Source organism: Paenibacillus sp. GM1FR (assembly GCF_002803315.1).
Classification (GTDB): Bacteria; Bacillota; Bacilli; order Paenibacillales; family Paenibacillaceae; genus Paenibacillus; species Paenibacillus amylolyticus.
Map to the genome: position 1 here is coordinate 38029 of NZ_MKZL01000020.1, position 15632 is coordinate 53660.

At 47.8% G+C, this 15632-nt stretch carries 14 protein-coding genes; all 14 read left to right on the forward strand.

The window, feature by feature from the left end; translation table 11 throughout:
• Positions 1-110: 110 nt before the first annotated feature.
• The 14 genes from yabP (at position 111) to PAEAM_RS15275 (ending at position 15563) form a co-directional block, all read left to right on the forward strand.
• Complete coding sequence (gene yabP / locus PAEAM_RS15210) at positions 111-395, forward strand: sporulation protein YabP (RefSeq protein WP_036606119.1); 285 nt, start codon at positions 111-113, stop codon at positions 393-395.
• Entirely contained in the window at positions 392-961 is a 570-nt protein-coding gene (gene yabQ, locus PAEAM_RS15215) for a spore cortex biosynthesis protein YabQ (RefSeq protein ID WP_100528128.1), read from the forward strand. Before yabP ends, yabQ begins: the two co-directional genes overlap by 4 nt.
• 11 nt (positions 962-972) lie before the next feature.
• The gene (locus tag PAEAM_RS15220; RefSeq protein ID WP_076254642.1) at positions 973-1308 is read left to right on the forward strand and encodes an FtsB family cell division protein; all 336 of its coding nucleotides are present in this window, start codon (positions 973-975) and stop codon (positions 1306-1308) included.
• A 198-nt stretch (positions 1309-1506) separates the two neighbouring features.
• On the forward strand, positions 1507-2037 hold the full coding sequence (locus PAEAM_RS15225) for a S1 domain-containing RNA-binding protein (protein WP_017691357.1): 531 nt from the start codon (positions 1507-1509) through the stop codon (positions 2035-2037).
• Positions 2038-2510: 473 nt separating this feature from the next.
• Complete coding sequence (gene spoIIE, locus PAEAM_RS15230) at positions 2511-5018, forward strand: stage II sporulation protein E (RefSeq protein ID WP_179088724.1); 2508 nt, start codon at positions 2511-2513, stop codon at positions 5016-5018.
• Positions 5019-5103: 85 nt separating this feature from the next.
• Positions 5104-5856 (forward strand): VWA domain-containing protein, encoded by a 753-nt coding sequence (locus tag PAEAM_RS15235; RefSeq protein ID WP_036668461.1) that lies wholly within the window; start codon positions 5104-5106, stop codon positions 5854-5856.
• On the forward strand, positions 5840-6787 hold the full coding sequence (locus tag PAEAM_RS15240; RefSeq protein WP_100528129.1) for a serine/threonine protein kinase: 948 nt from the start codon (positions 5840-5842) through the stop codon (positions 6785-6787). Before PAEAM_RS15235 ends, PAEAM_RS15240 begins: the two co-directional genes overlap by 17 nt.
• A gap of 44 nt (positions 6788-6831) precedes the next feature.
• A complete protein-coding gene (gene tilS, locus PAEAM_RS15245; RefSeq protein ID WP_100528130.1) occupies positions 6832-8271 on the forward strand; it encodes a tRNA lysidine(34) synthetase TilS in 1440 nt (479 codons plus the stop codon).
• 52 nt (positions 8272-8323) lie between these two features.
• Complete coding sequence (gene hpt / locus PAEAM_RS15250) at positions 8324-8863, forward strand: hypoxanthine phosphoribosyltransferase (RefSeq protein WP_017691352.1); 540 nt, start codon at positions 8324-8326, stop codon at positions 8861-8863.
• Between the two features lie 100 nt (positions 8864-8963).
• Positions 8964-11009: an ATP-dependent zinc metalloprotease FtsH gene (ftsH, locus tag PAEAM_RS15255; protein WP_100528131.1), complete on the forward strand. Its 2046-nt coding sequence runs from the start codon at positions 8964-8966 to the stop codon at positions 11007-11009.
• Between the two features lie 299 nt (positions 11010-11308).
• Positions 11309-12247 (forward strand): quinolinate synthase NadA, encoded by a 939-nt coding sequence (gene nadA / locus PAEAM_RS15260; RefSeq protein WP_036606114.1) that lies wholly within the window; start codon positions 11309-11311, stop codon positions 12245-12247.
• A 35-nt stretch (positions 12248-12282) separates the two neighbouring features.
• Positions 12283-13923 (forward strand): L-aspartate oxidase, encoded by a 1641-nt coding sequence (gene nadB / locus PAEAM_RS15265; RefSeq protein ID WP_100528132.1) that lies wholly within the window; start codon positions 12283-12285, stop codon positions 13921-13923.
• Positions 13920-14786 carry a carboxylating nicotinate-nucleotide diphosphorylase gene (gene nadC, locus PAEAM_RS15270; protein WP_100528133.1) on the forward strand — a complete coding sequence of 289 codons (867 nt, stop codon included), beginning with the start codon at positions 13920-13922 and terminating at the stop codon, positions 14784-14786. The genes nadB and nadC overlap by 4 nt, the downstream gene beginning before the upstream one ends.
• A 6-nt stretch (positions 14787-14792) precedes the next feature.
• On the forward strand, positions 14793-15563 hold the full coding sequence (locus tag PAEAM_RS15275) for a type III pantothenate kinase (RefSeq protein ID WP_026081372.1): 771 nt from the start codon (positions 14793-14795) through the stop codon (positions 15561-15563).
• Positions 15564-15632: the final 69 nt, after the last annotated feature.

Consider the following 15632-nt stretch of genomic DNA (forward strand, 5'->3'; position numbering starts at 1 on the left):
GGGAAGGGCGTTTTTGTTTTTACTGGATGCCGGTTTATTTGTTCAACAACGCTGGTTCTATTCCAACCTCCACACCCATAAGCTAGGTGTAAGAAGGAGGGGTACATGCCATGGTTGAGCACGGTAAGGCCAAACAGCATCATCTGAGCATGCAGAATCGGAAACTGCTGGATCTGACGGGTGTCTCCAACGTGGAGAGCTTCGACAGTGAGGAATTTTTGCTGCAGACTGAACTTGGGCATCTGACCATCCGGGGGCACAATTTACATATCAAAAACCTGAGCCTGGAGGAAGGTCTGTTATCCATTGAAGGCACAGTCAGTTCGCTCCAATATCTGGACCCCGGTTCCCAGTCCAAAAATGGTAAAGGCCTGTTTGGCAAGATGTTCCGATGAGTCCGGATACTCAATGGATCACATTGATGTGGATGCTTACCTCGGGGGTCGTGATGGGAATGGCCTACGACAGTTACCGGGTACTGTCCGGACAGCTGCGGTTTCCGAGATGGAGTATACACACGTTCGATCTGTTGTACTGGGTTACTTCCGCGCTGTTCGTTTTTCGGATGCTATACGCCGGAAACCACGGACAGTTGCGGTTTTATGTCTTTTTGGGGCTGATTATAGGGGTTTGCTTCTATTTTTGGCTTTTAAGTGTTACAACCCAGCGTTTTGTGGTAATGTTAATTAAACTCGCAAGAACGCTGATTCATTGGTGTGGACATATCCTTAACATCCTGATCGTTATGCCGGCTAAAGGAATTTATAAGTTAATTCGCGTATTATTCGGTTTTGTAATTGCGATACTATTATTCCTGGGCAGGCTGGTGCTGCAGTGTTTGGTACCTTTCGGCAAGTTGTTCCGCTGGATGTTTAGGGCGCTCCTGAAACATTGGGTAACGCCACGCTTCATGATCCGTGTGGGTACAAGAATTGCAGCGATGTGGAAACGCTGGTTTTAAGGAGGTCCGTAATGGGTAAAACACCTGTGGGCAGATCAAAGGCTCCAACTAACCAAGGAAAATCTGCCGGTGCAAAAAGGCGCCTCATGCTTTGGATGACGTTTATGATTGTATTTGTAATATGGGCAGGATATACATTCCTTGTGCAGAATGCACAAATTTCGGACAAGAGTTCTCATCTGGCCACTCAGCAAGCTTCAAAGGAAGATACGTTGAAGAAGCTGGAACAGTTGAAGTACGAAGTCAGCCGGTTGAATGACCCTGAATACATAGGACAGCTGGCACGGAAAAAAGGATATTATCTTCCTGAGGAAACGCCGATTCAGGTTGAAGAGTCAGGGAACTGATGGAATTCGGTCTATTACCGAGCTAGGTTTGTTATCCGTGTGTCTGAAGCCGTTAAACCGGAAAAAATAGGCTCTCTGATGGGGTAGTGTTCAGTTGACCTTGGTTTATGGCATAAGGTATAATTACATTAGCGCAGCATTGATTTTGGCATTCAAAAAATCGGGTTGTATATTTTTAAGGGAGGATCATTTTATTCTATGGCAATTGAAGTGGGCACCAAGTTAGAGGGCAAGGTGACAGGAATCACGCATTTTGGAGCATTTGTGGATCTGTCAGGAGGTGTCACGGGTCTCGTTCACATCTCGGAAATCGCCGACAATTATGTCAAAGATGTCAACGACCACCTGAAGCTGAATGACCTCGTTACAGTGAAGGTTATCAACGTTGACAAGGATGGCAAGATCGGACTTTCCATTAAGCAAGCTGTTGACAAACCGGTTGAGCAACAAACCCAATCTAGACCCCCGAGAGCTCCTAGACCGGAACGCAGTGGAGGAGATCGCGAACGATTCAGCGGCGGAGGCCCAAGTGGTGGCCAAGGTCGTGGTGGTGGCGGCGGTGGATTTAACCGTGGTGACCGCGGAGGCCGTTCTTTCAAGCCCGCAGCAGGCAAACCTTCATTTGAGGATAAAATGTCACGCTTCCTGAAAGATAGTGAAGAGCGGATCTCTTCGCTTAAGAAGAACACAGAAGGCAAACGCGGAGGCCGTGGAGCCAAGCGTGTGTAATCTGTCACAACCTGATCTAAACATATAAGTAAAACCGTTAGCCCATGGGCTAACGGTTTTTTTGCGTTTCTTTCACAGATAAGTAGTTGAATAGCTTTTTTTGTAAAGTGAAGCTCCATATCCCCAGTTTTTCTGCACGGCAAAATGAAACCATAAGAACATTTGTCGTCTACCATTTTTTACCGACAGGTTTCCGTGGCATTCCACAGTTATCCTGCTCAAATGGTGGCGAGACCAAACCATCTCCGGTTCAAAATCAGACATTCCGATTGTCGGAATCAAGTAGGAGAATGAATGAAACCACAATAAGGCCGGGGGTTTCGCTCCACCGCGCCAGGCTTGTTTCTTTTGTCGTAAACTTTTTGGACCCTGCCCACCTATTCTGACAAACTACGTCTTCTAATCTATCTATAATCAGAACCATCGAGAACGAAACACGAAAATTCAAATTAATCGAATGGGGTGCCTTGAGGATGATGGAAAAGTGGAATGTCATTCAATTTCCGGGAATGAAAGCAGGTAAAGGAGGTACGGAAGCTCGGGAGGAGCTGTCGGTACGTCTGAAACAATGGCTTGGCTCCCGCAAGGCTGTCCAGATGGTTGCTTCCCGCAAATGGGTACTGCTGCTTACGTTTATGGGGTTCCTGCTCGGAAAGGCAATGATCCTGAATGAGTTATCTCCCTTTGCCATTGCTTACTTCGCCGTAATTGCTTTCATGCGCAGGGATTACATCATTCCGGTAGGCGCTGCACTTCTCGCAGGCAGTCTCTTTGCACCGTTTCCGGTACCACTCATTGTTGCATCGGAGATCGCCATCTTTTATCTGCTCTTCCGCGGTCTGGAGTCATATGATCGTGCTGAATTATCTTATGCACCAACGATGGTGTTTACGACTACATTTATGGTCAAGTTATTCGCGGTTGTGATTGGACCATCCTTCAGCTGGTACGCGATGCTGATGCTCACGATGGATTCCGTACTAAGTTTCGTGCTCACCCTTGTTTTTATACAAGCCATACCGATCTTCACCTACCGCAAAAAAAAGTTCAGCCTAAAGAACGAGGAGATCCTCTGCCTGATCATATTGCTCGCTTCCGTTATGACGGGAGCCGTAGGGTGGACCATTCAGTCTTTATCCGTCGAGCATATGCTCTCCCGTTATCTCATATTAATCTTTGCGCTGGTGGGCGGAGCCCCCCTTGGAGCCTCAGTTGGCGTTATTACCGGCTTGATTCTGAGTCTGGCTGACATGTCAGCGGTGTATCAGATGAGCCTGCTTGCTTTTGCCGGGATGCTGGCGGGTATGCTTCGAGAAGGCAAACGTGCGGCGGTTGCACTGGGCATGCTGCTGGGTTCGTCCATTCTATCCATATATCTGGGCGGACCGGGCGATGTGATGAACTCATTATGGGAGACGTGTGCAGCTATCGTACTATTCATGTTAACACCTAAAAGCCTGATGACGGCGATATCCAAATATGTACCGGGTACGCAGGATCATACCAAATCGCAGCATGAGTATGCCAAACGGATACGGGATATCACGGCAGAACGGGTAACCCGGTTCTCACAGGTATTCCGTCAATTGTCACGTAGCTTTGATCAGATGTCCGGTGCAGGGGAGCAGGTACAGAAAGAAGGTGGAATGGACCATTTCATGAATGCGGTTGCCGAGGGCACATGTGCAAGCTGCTTCAAGCGTACACAATGCTGGGATGCGAAGTTTATTCAAACCTACAAATATATGACGGACGTGATGAGTACGATTGAAGGAAACCCGGAGATCTCAGGCAAGCAGATTCCAGTCGACTGGAACAGGGTGTGTGCGAAACCGGAAGAGGTCCTTGAAGTCATGCGTGCCCAGTATGGACTGCATCAACATAACATGCAATGGAAGCGTCAAATTATTGATAGCCGGCAGCTGGTTGCAGAACAATTGTCCGGTGTATCTCAGGTCATGGAGGACCTGGCCAAAGAAATTCAGCGGGAAAGTGATGAGATGGTACAGCAGGAGGAGCAGATTCGGGACGCACTGGAGTCACTGGGCTTGTCCATTCACTCCATTGAGATCATCAATCTGGAAGCGGGCAATGTAGAGATTGAGATTGTACATGCATATACACGTGGATTCGATGAGTGCCGGAAAATGATTGCTCCGCTGATCTCGGATGTACTGGACGAGCATATTGCCGTCTTGCATGAGACCATGACCGATCCTCGTCAGGGACTGGCAACCGTTACGTTTGGTTCAGCCAAAACGTTCGAGGTAACCACGGGTGTTGCTGCCGCCGCAAAAGGGGGAGATGTGATGTCAGGCGACAGCTTCAGTACGGTTGAGTTAGGCAATGGTACATTTGCAGTGGCGCTCAGTGATGGAATGGGCAATGGAGAACGGGCACGCATGGAGAGCAGCGCGGCGCTGAACATACTGGAACAGTTGCTACAGTCCGGCATGGACGAGAAACTGGCGATCAAATCCGTGAACTCTGTTCTGATGCTGCGCTCCCCTGAAGAGATGTATGCCACAGTGGATATGGCGCTGATTGATGAATATACGGCAGAGACCACGTTTATGAAAATCGGATCGACGCCAAGTTTTATCAAACGAGGACAGGAGGTTATTCAGGTTTCAGCCAGCAATTTGCCAATCGGTATTATTAAAGATATTGAAGTGGATCTGGTGACGGTACAGCTTCAGCCGGGGGATATCCTCATTATGATGACGGATGGCATCTATGATGCACCGGGGTATGCTGTGAACAAAGAGTTATGGATGAAACGGCTCATTCAAGAGATTGATACAGATGATCCACAAGATTTGGCCGATTGCCTGCTTGAAAGTGTCATAAGATATCAGCAGCATGAGATATTGGATGATATGACCGTCGTTGTTGGAAAAGTAGAGCATTTCCGCCCTGAATGGGCCACACTGCGTGTGCCTGGCATCAACCGGATGGAGCGTCCACGGACCGTCAGTTAATTGCATATTCTTCTGTTTGAAGTCTCTTCATTCTGGCAATGCTAGTCATAGAGTTGGAGAGTAACGAATAACGGAGGGATATCGGATGAAGCAAATCTTATTGATCACCGACGGTTGTTCCAATGTAGGACCAAGTCCAGTGCTGGCAGCGGCCGAAGCGCTGGAAGAGGGGATTACGGTTAATGTGGTTGGCGTGATTGATTATGGAACCATTGGTGAGTTGGGTAGCCGGGAGATTGAGGATATTGCCAGAGCCGGAGGTGGAATCAGCCAAATTGTAGGTACACGTCAGCTTGCTCATACGATGCAGATGATGACAAGGAAAACGGTGGTTCAGACCATTCAGCAGGCGGTTAATAGAGAGTTAACACAAATTTTGGGAGAGAAGGAGCCCAAAACGGTAACCGATCTGGAGCCTGCACAACGCGCCCGGGTCGTGGAAGTGATGGATGATATGGCTGAAACTACAGCCTTACAGGTTATATTGTTAATCGACGTCAGTGCCAGCATGAAGCCCAAACTGGCTGCGGTAGAAGAAGGCATTCGTGATTTAATGTTAAGTTTGCAGGCGCGTATAGGTCAGAGCAAGCTTTCCGTATTTCATTTTCCGGGACGACACAGTGGAGAAGATGCGGTAATGGATATTGACTGGACAACGGATCCAGGCCGTGTTCGGTCCTTGTTTGGAAGGTTGCAGATGAAGGGTGCAACGCCGACAGGTCCTGCAATTCAGAAGGTGATTGATTTTTACCGTTATGGTACACTGGAGAAACAGCAGGAAATAGAAGGGAACTATCGCATTGAAAGAGAAGGGATGCTCGGTGACAACGTTGTCTGACGCCTCTTTCCCGCCAGGAACAGTGGTTACAGGGAAATGGAATCGCAGTCGTTACACGATTCGGAAGCTACTGGGCAAAGGAGCTAATGGCATCGTTTTTCTTGTCCAACGGGGTGAAAATGGCAAACACTACGCGTTAAAAATGGGATTTGATCCGGTTGATCTGCAATCGGAAGTCAATGTGCTCAAATCTTTTCAACTACAGCGTAATCATGAGGCCCTTCGGCAGAGCGGCATTCCTTCCTATCTTAAAGATGTGGATGATTATGCCGTTCGTGGCCGGGATATTCCCTTTTATGTGATGCGTTACGTTAGAGGTGAGGCACTTCATCACTTTATTCGGCGTCAGGGGACAGACTGGACACTTCTGGTGGGACTTAGACTCTTGCAGAAGCTGGCACAATTGCATCAGGCGGGATGGGTGTTTGGTGATCTCAAACCTCAGAATGTGTTGGTATCCGACTATGGGCAGGTGGAATTGATCGACTACGGCGGAGTTACGTCGATTGGTCGAAGCGTCAAACAGTTCACCGAATGGTATGATCGGGGTTTCTGGAATGCAGGCAGCCGTACGGCAGATGGTACCTATGATGTATTTGCATTTGCATTATTGTTGATTCATGTACTTGAAGCAGACACGCTCAAGGCACTGGCAGCCGAAGGATTACCGCAACTGCGAAGTGTGAATCAGCTCGTAGCACTGGTGGAGCGCAGTGAACGACTGGGTCCTTTTCGCAATTGGACGACTCAGGCATTACGAGGTCAGTTTCGTGATGCAGGCCATGCGGCACAAGGGTGGAAGGAAATGATGGCACGCCCCACGCCTCTCCGCCGTCGTTCCAAAAGTACAACACCGCGCTGGCTTAAAAACGCATTTGCTGTATCTGTGATATTACTTATTGGAGTGCTCATCTATGCACTACTTTTCTGATCTGTGAGAGTGCATATACATAACGTAAGGAATGAGGAACAGGTATGGAGGCTTTACGCTGGAACATGCTGGTGAAGAACGTGCTGGATGCAGCGGAAGAGCATCAGTTATGGGTTCCCGGGGATCGGATTGTCGTCGCAGTATCGGGCGGGCCGGACTCGGTAGCTTTTTTGCATATCATGCACGAGATCAGCATACGGCATGTCCCGCTTGAATTAATTTGTGCCCATGTACATCATGGTTTCCGGACCGAATCTGATGACGAAGCGGAGAAAATGATGGAACTGGCACAGCAGCTTGGTATTACATTTGAATGGACCAAGGCCGATGTACCTTCATATATGGAGCTGACGGGTCAAGGACCACAGGAAGCAGCCCGCAACAAGCGATATGCCTTTTTGCACGAAGTGGCTTCCAAATATAATGCGGCAAGCATCGCTTTGGCACATCATGCCGATGATCAGGCGGAGACGGTCATGCTTCATTTGCTTCGTGGAACCGGCTTGTCGGGACTCTCAGGAATGAAGTTTAAAAGACGAGAAAAAAATGTGGAACTTATTCGTCCATGCCTTCGTATAAACAAGACAGACCTTGTAGAAGCTTGTAATACCCAGGGTTTTATGTATTTCAATGATGAGAGCAACGCCCTGCGTAAATATCGGCGTAATGCCATTCGCTTGGATGTGCTTCCTTTTTTGGGGCAGTATAATGGACAACTCACGCCGTCATTGAATCGGCTTGCCGAAATTGTGGGTGATGAAGACGATTTCATGGAGCAGAGTGCATATGACACATACAGGTGTCTAGTGCAGGTGAACGGCGGAAGGCAAACCTTTGAGGTGCCTTCCTTCTTGAAGTTACATGTCGCTTTACAACGAAGGTTGATTAAACTAATATTGAATTATCTGCCTTTGGACAGTGATTTTGTCGACTTTACCCGTATAGAAACCATTCGGCGCAAGGTCATGGAGACCCATGTGACGACCTGGAGCCTGGATATAGGACAGACACTCGCCTGCACTCGGGAGTATAATCTGATTTCTTTTGGCATACGGACGGACGTACAGGATCAATCTTACGAGTATCGTCTTGCGCAATGGAGTGGAACTTATGAGCTTTCACTCACCCCAATTAACCGGTATATTCGGTTGATGACGGTGAGTCCCGAGGACTATCATGTACCGGAATCGGCGGATCAAGCCGCGTTTGATGCGGATCAACTGCTTATGCCGCTGGTTGTGCGTTCACGGTTACCTGGAGATACCATGAAAGTGATGGGATTAAACGGAAGCAAAAAGGTGAAAAATATTTTCATCGATGAGAAAATCCCCCCATCTGTCCGTCCACGTATTCCTGTGGTATGTGATGGAGCAGGTCATATCATCTGGTTACCGGGTGTTCGACGGTCCAATGTGGCTCCTGTCAGGGAGGGCACTTCCGCAATCCTGTACATGACTGTAGGCGATTCAGCGATTCAGGGGTAGTGGTTATGGTTCAGGTAAGGCTTTCATAGTATAACTTAGGAGGTTCGCACAGTTGCAGAACGACATTCAGGAAGTATTGATCAGTGAAGAAGAAATTCAGAGTAAAGTCAAGGAATTAGGCGCAACACTAAGTGCCGAATATGCAAATCGCAATCCTTTGGTCATTTGTGTGCTCAAGGGTGCGTTTATATTTATGGCTGATTTGGTTAAAAACATAACGGTACCTGTTGAAATGGATTTCATGGCGGTATCCAGTTACGGCGCTTCCACCAAGTCATCAGGTGTTGTCAAAATCATTAAGGATCTGGATGTATCCGTAGAAGGACGGGAAGTTCTGATTGTCGAAGATATTATCGACAGCGGACTTACACTCAGCTATCTGATTGAACTGCTAGAAAACCGCGGTGCCGAGTCGGTGCGAGTGGTTACGCTGTTCGACAAGCCTTCAGGCCGTAAAGTTGAGTTGGAAGCTCATTACACAGGCTTTGACATTCCTGACGCGTTCATCGTTGGTTACGGTTTGGATTTTGCGGAGAAGTACCGGAACCTGCCCTATATCGGGATTTTGAAGCCGGAAGTCTATAGTAGCTAATATCCTGCCCGACCCAAGCCTTGAGCTGTTCTTGGCTTCTGTTGAGAAGCCATGTCGGGCTATGTTAAAATAATTAAAGTGTCTCGAGAGGAGGTAGGGGATGAATCGGTTCATCCGGAATTCTGGTTTTTATTTGATTCTTTTTTTAGTTGTGGTGGGGATAGTCCAGTTCGTCAGCAATGGCGGCGAAGCCACCGATAATCCTAGATATGATCAGTTGCGTGCAGCGATCAAAGCCAACAATGTCTCTGAATTGACGGTTCAATTCAACGGTCAAACGTATCTCGTGACCGGTCAATACAAGAAGGCACCTGATGGCGCCAAATCAGAAAATTTCTCAACGTATATTCCTCCTACGGATGAGGCAATTAGTGAGCTTGTAGCTGCAAGTGAAACTAACAATTTCCAATATCATCAGGAGCCAATGAAAGGTGACAGCATCTGGTTGACGTTGCTGACTTCCTTTATTCCTTTGATCATTATGTTCCTGCTGTTCTTCTTCCTGTTTAATCAGGCTCAAGGCGGCGGCGGTAAAGTAATGAACTTTGGTAAAAGCCGTGCTCGTCTCTACAACGAAGAGAAGAAGCGGGTTACATTTGAAGATGTTGCGGGTGCCGACGAAGAGAAACAGGAACTTGTTGAGGTTGTAGACTTCCTCAAGGACCCTCGTAAATTCGCAGCAGTAGGTGCGCGGATTCCTAAGGGCGTATTGCTCGTAGGGCCTCCAGGTACCGGTAAAACATTGCTCGCTCGTGCCGTAGCCGGTGAAGCGGGTGTACCATTCTTCACTATTTCAGGTTCCGACTTCGTGGAAATGTTTGTCGGTGTCGGTGCATCACGTGTTCGTGATTTGTTTGAAAATGCGAAGAAAAATGCCCCATGTATCATCTTTATCGATGAGATTGATGCTGTAGGACGTCAGCGTGGTGCTGGTCTTGGTGGTGGTCACGATGAACGTGAACAGACACTCAACCAGTTGCTCGTTGAGATGGACGGATTCGGAGTTAACGAAGGTATTATCATCATAGCCGCAACGAACCGTGCAGATATTTTGGACCCTGCCTTGCTGCGTCCTGGACGTTTTGACCGTCAAATTACGGTTGACCGCCCTGATGTAAGAGGTCGTGAAGCTGTCCTGAAAGTACATTCCCGTAATAAACCACTGACCAACGATGTGAAGATGGATATTATCGCGAAACGTACAACAGGTTTCTCCGGTGCAGATTTGGAAAATCTCTTGAACGAAGCGGCGCTGATTGCAGCACGTCGTAACCGTAAAGATATTTCCATGAAAGAAGTCGACGAAGCGATTGACCGTGTTATTGTTGGTACGGAGAAGAAAAGCCGTGTCATCAGTGATCGCGAGAAACGCATTGTTGCTTATCATGAAGCAGGTCATACCATTGTTGGATACTTCCTGGAACATGCCGATATGGTACATAAAGTGACCATCATTCCGCGCGGACGTGCGGGTGGATATGTAATCATGTTACCTAAAGAAGACCGTATGCTGGTTACCAAAAACGAGTTGCTTGATAAAGTAACCGGACTTCTCGGGGGTCGTGTAGCTGAAGAATTGTTCATCGGAGAAATTGGTACTGGTGCATACAGTGACTTCCAGCAAGCGACAGGTATTGTTCGTAGCATGGTTATGGAATACGGTATGAGTGAGAAATTGGGACCTATGCAATTCGGAAGTTCACAAGGACAGGTATTCCTTGGTCGGGATATCGGTCATGAACAGAATTACTCGGATTCCATTGCTTACGAGATTGATCAGGAAATGCAACGCTTTATTAATGACTGTTATGAGAAGTGTAAGGACTTGCTTGTTAAACATTCAAAAGAGATGCACCTGATCGCTCAAACTTTGCTTGAGGTTGAGACTTTGGAAATGGATCAGATCAAGCAATTGATCGAAACAGGTTCTTTGACTCCAAAAGCAGAGAATGACAATGATGGTGAAGGTACACCAACTGAAGGCGGAGAGCCAATCATCGACACCATCGGTGATGTGCGTGTTCGTATTCAAGGTAAAGATGAAACGCCTGAGCCACCAGCCGGAGATATTCCAAACGAAGCTCCGAATCTGGAAAAGGGTAATAACAATAACCCGGATGATGGCGGAACTAAGCCAACGTCTTAATACACAATACATCTGGCTATGATAGCAGGTGAAATCAAGAGAGCCCTCGAGGCTCTCTTTTTTTATCCATTATTTTAAAAGAGGATAGATAAAGATAAACGGGAGTTAGATGGCGAACCAGTTAGCAAACAGGTGGTTACAGCGCTGTTCCGGGCCTTTTTCATTTATTGACAGAGTCGTGAACGTTGTGTAAATTAGTTGTTAAACCGCTTGTGATTCGTTTCTCAAGCGAAGATAACGACTTAGGTTAGCCCACGAAACAGCGCATGACGCTGTCCCGATAAAGGAGAGGATCACAGGTGGAAGCTCTGGCTTTAGAGCGCAAGGCTGAGATGAACCGCGAGCTGCGTGAGCGGCTTATGGTGTTGAAGAAGGAACGTAATGCCATTATTCTTGCCCATTATTATCAACGTGACGAAGTACAGGAGGTTGCCGACTTCCGTGGAGATTCGTTTCTGTTAGCCCAGAAGGCAGCACAGACAGATGCGGATGTGATCGTTTTCTGTGGTGTTCATTTTATGGGTGAAAGCGCTAAAATTCTTGCGCCAAATAAAACAGTTATTATCCCGGACGAACGTGCGGGCTGCCCAATGGCAGATATGGTGAATGTGGATGGACTACGCAAATTGAAAGCACAACATCCTAATGCCAAGGTGGTTACGTATATCAATTCCTCGGCTGAGATCAAAGCAGAGACTGACATCTGTTGTACATCGGCGAACGCAGTCCGGGTTATTCAATCGGTGGATTCCGACGAAATTATCTGGGTACCGGATAAAAACCTGGGACATTATGTGCAGCAGCATACAGACAAGAAAATGATTATCTGGGAAGGTTACTGCAACACTCACGATATGCTTACAGTCAAAGATGTGGTGGAGATGAGAGCCAAGCATCCAAATGCAGAGTTTGTTGTCCATCCAGAGTGTCGCCCTGAGGTTGTAGAAATGGGTGATTTTGTAGGCAGCACAACAGCTATTCTGGAGTATTGCAAAAATTCATCAGCGAAGGAATTTATCGTAGGTACCGAAGATGGTACAGGATATCAGCTTCGTCTGGATAGTCCGGATAAACAGTTCCACTTTGCTACCAAGTTCCTCGTATGTCCCAACATGAAGGTGAACAACTTGAAGAAACTGGTGAAATGCCTGGAAACGATGAAGCCGCAAATCTACGTGCCACCGGCCGTTGCCGACAAAGCCAGAGAATCGCTAGAGCGCATGTTGTTGGTAAAGTAGGATGCGCTACTCTTGCTCCAAGACAGGTGAATAACATGATACCGCAATATTTAGTTGATTTTGATCTGTCTGCGCTACCCATGGTAGAGACGGATGTACTGGTTATAGGCTCAGGGATTGCTGGTTTGTTTACTGCCATTAAGGCAAGTGAACAACAACGTGTATTAATGATCACGAAGAAGTCATTACTTGAAAGTAACACCAGATATGCGCAGGGAGGCATCGCTGCGGTTATTGCTGAGGATGATTCACCTGCTTACCACTTGCAGGACACACTTGTAGCAGGAGCGGGCTTATGCCGCTCCGAAGCGGTAGAGGTATTGGTGAATGAGGGGCCGGACGGAGTGAAGGAACTGATTCGTTTGGGTACTTTATTTGATCTGGAGAACGGCGAGTTGGCGTTGACGCAGGAAGGTGCGCATAGCCACCGCCGTATTTTGCATGCCAACGGAGATGCAACAGGATATGAGATTGTACGTGCGCTTGCTGTTGAAGTGAATGAGCATCCCGGGATTGAAGTTTGGGATGAGCATTTTGTTGTTGACCTGATTACAGATCGAGATCGAGGGGAATGCATTGGCGCTCTGGTTCAGAAGGATGACGGATCGCAAGTGTTTGTGAAGGCACAGGCAACCGTTCTTTGTTCTGGTGGGGCAGGACAACTGTACCGATACACGACGAATCCGGATGTAGCTACTGCCGATGGTGTAGCCATGGCTTATCGGGCTGGGGCTATTGTTCGTGACATGGAATTTATCCAATTCCACCCCACCTCTCTATGTTACCCTGGGGCCCCGCGTTTCCTAGTGTCAGAAGCCGTACGCGGCGAAGGAGCATATTTGCGCAATGTGAAGGGTGAGCGCTTCATGGATCGTTATCATGCCCAGCTTGAACTGGCCCCACGAGATATCGTGGCACGAGCGATTGTTAGTGAGATGGAGTCCACCAACAGTACCTTTGTGTACTTGGACATTACACATGAACAGCCAGAGATGATCAAGCATCGGTTCCCTACCATATATGAGACTTGTATGCGTTATGGATTAGACATGACAACGGACTGGATTCCCGTTGCACCTGCTGCCCATTACATGATGGGTGGAGTGAAAACGGATTTAAGTGGAGAGAGCAGCATCTCCCGATTATTTGCTTGTGGCGAGGTGTCTTCTACAGGAGTGCATGGAGCCAACCGTCTGGCAAGCAACTCCTTGTCAGAAGCGATTGTATTTGGCCGGAGAATTGTTGATCGTATTCAATCTCTCCCTCCGCTTGGTTTATTACAAGCAAGAGGGGCTACGCCTTCATCTGTGGACATGAATAACATGAATAGCAAGATCATGAAAGAGCAAAAACCTATATCTGAAAGACGTTTACGACTACAGAAAATGATGGTTCGTCAGGTAGGTTTGCGCCGGAATGGTGAGGACCTGCAGAAGGCCATGGACAAGCTGCAACAGGAATTGCAATTTTTTGATCAGACACTCACGCACAAGGAAGAGCTGGAGTATGCCAACCTTCTGACCTGTGCCTGGTTAGTTACTAGCGGTGCATTACATCGCGAGGAGAGTCGGGGGGCTCACTATCGTGAGGATTTCCCGGCACGTGATGATATCGTGTGGCAGAAGCATAGTCTGCAGCAGCGAGAACAAGCGATTGTGGAGGAATTGATGTCATGATACTGAATGGATATAATGAAGGGCTTATCGAATCAATCAAAAACTGGCTTCGTGAAGATGTTGGTGCAGGTGACGTTACAACAAGTGTGACGATTCCAGCAGGCAACCAATCCAAGGCCATTATACACGCCAAAGACAATGGTGTTATTGCAGGCATGACCGTAGCTAAACTTGTATTTCAAGTCGTTGATCCTGATCTTGTATTTACACCGAAGGTAACAGACGGAGACAAGGTTACCCATGGCACGATTTTGGCCGAGGTAGAGGGAAGTACACATTCACTGCTTACGGGGGAACGACTGGCACTTAACTTGCTGCAACGTATGTCCGGAATAGCTACGCGTACGCGTGCCTACGTGGATGTGCTGGATGGTCTTGAGACCAGGCTCGTGGATACACGTAAGACAACGCCGGGCCACCGACTACTTGAGAAATACGCAGTGCGCGTGGGTGGCGGAGCGAATCATCGATTTGGACTGTACGATGCCGTTATGATTAAGGATAACCACATCAAGGGTGCAGGCGGAATCACCGAGGCGGTACAGCGTGCGCGAACCGTTATCCCACATACGATGACGATTGAAGTGGAGATTGAAAATCTGGAGCAGGTGAGAGAAGCCTTGCAAGCCGGGGCAGATATCATTATGCTGGATAACATGCATCCAGAGCGGATGCGTGAAGCGGTTGAACTTATTCGTGAACAGGCTCCTCATGTGAAGGTTGAAGCATCCGGTAACGTGTCTCTTCAGACCATTCGTGGTATTGCAGAGAGTGGTGTGGATGTAATTTCGGTTGGCAGGTTAACCTATTCCTTTGAGAGCCTGGATATTAGTCTGGATTTAAATGAAAAGAAAGAGGGGTGAACCTCTTTGATTCTAGTTGTAGACGTGGGGAACAGCAATATGGTGCTCGGCGTATATCAAGGCCGGGAATTGCTGCACCACTTTCGTCTGAGTACATCACGTCAGTCAACAGTGGATGAATACGGCGTATTGATTTATAATTTATTTCATATGTCCGGCATCAGGGCAAGTGACATCGAAGGTGTCATCATCTCATCTGTGGTTCCGCCACTGGTGAATGTAATCGAAGCGATGTGTGAGAAGTATGTAGGCAAAAAAGCTTTGCTCGTTGGGCCTGGTATCAAAACTGGTTTGAATCTGCGATACGAGAACCCTCGTGAAGTGGGTGCAGATCGTATTGTTAATGCAGTGGCAGCCGTTGAGAAGTATGGCGGCCCTCTCGTCGTGGTCGATTTCGGTACTGCAACGACCTTTGACTGTATTGACGAGAAAGGTCACTACCTGGGGGGAGCTATTGTACCTGGCATTCAGATTGCCACTGAAGCGCTCTATGAGCGGGCATCCAAGTTGCCTCGTATAGAGCTGGAGAAACCTAAAAAGGTCATTGGCCGTAATACTATTCATGCCATGCAAGCGGGTATTATATTTGGCTATGCAGGGCAGGTAGATGGTATTGTAGAACGTATTCGCGAGGAGATGGGGGCGAAGCCCCGAGTTATCGCGACGGGTGGTCTCGCTACACTTATCGCAGAAGAAACCCGTAGTATAGAGGAAGTTGATCCGCTGCTTACGCTTGAAGGGCTGCGTATTATATATGAGCGGAACCGGGAAAGGTGAGCATAGTGACGGCATACAGCGGGCTGAGATTACAGCTTAAGTGTTGTGCCGTTTTTTCTGTGTTACGAC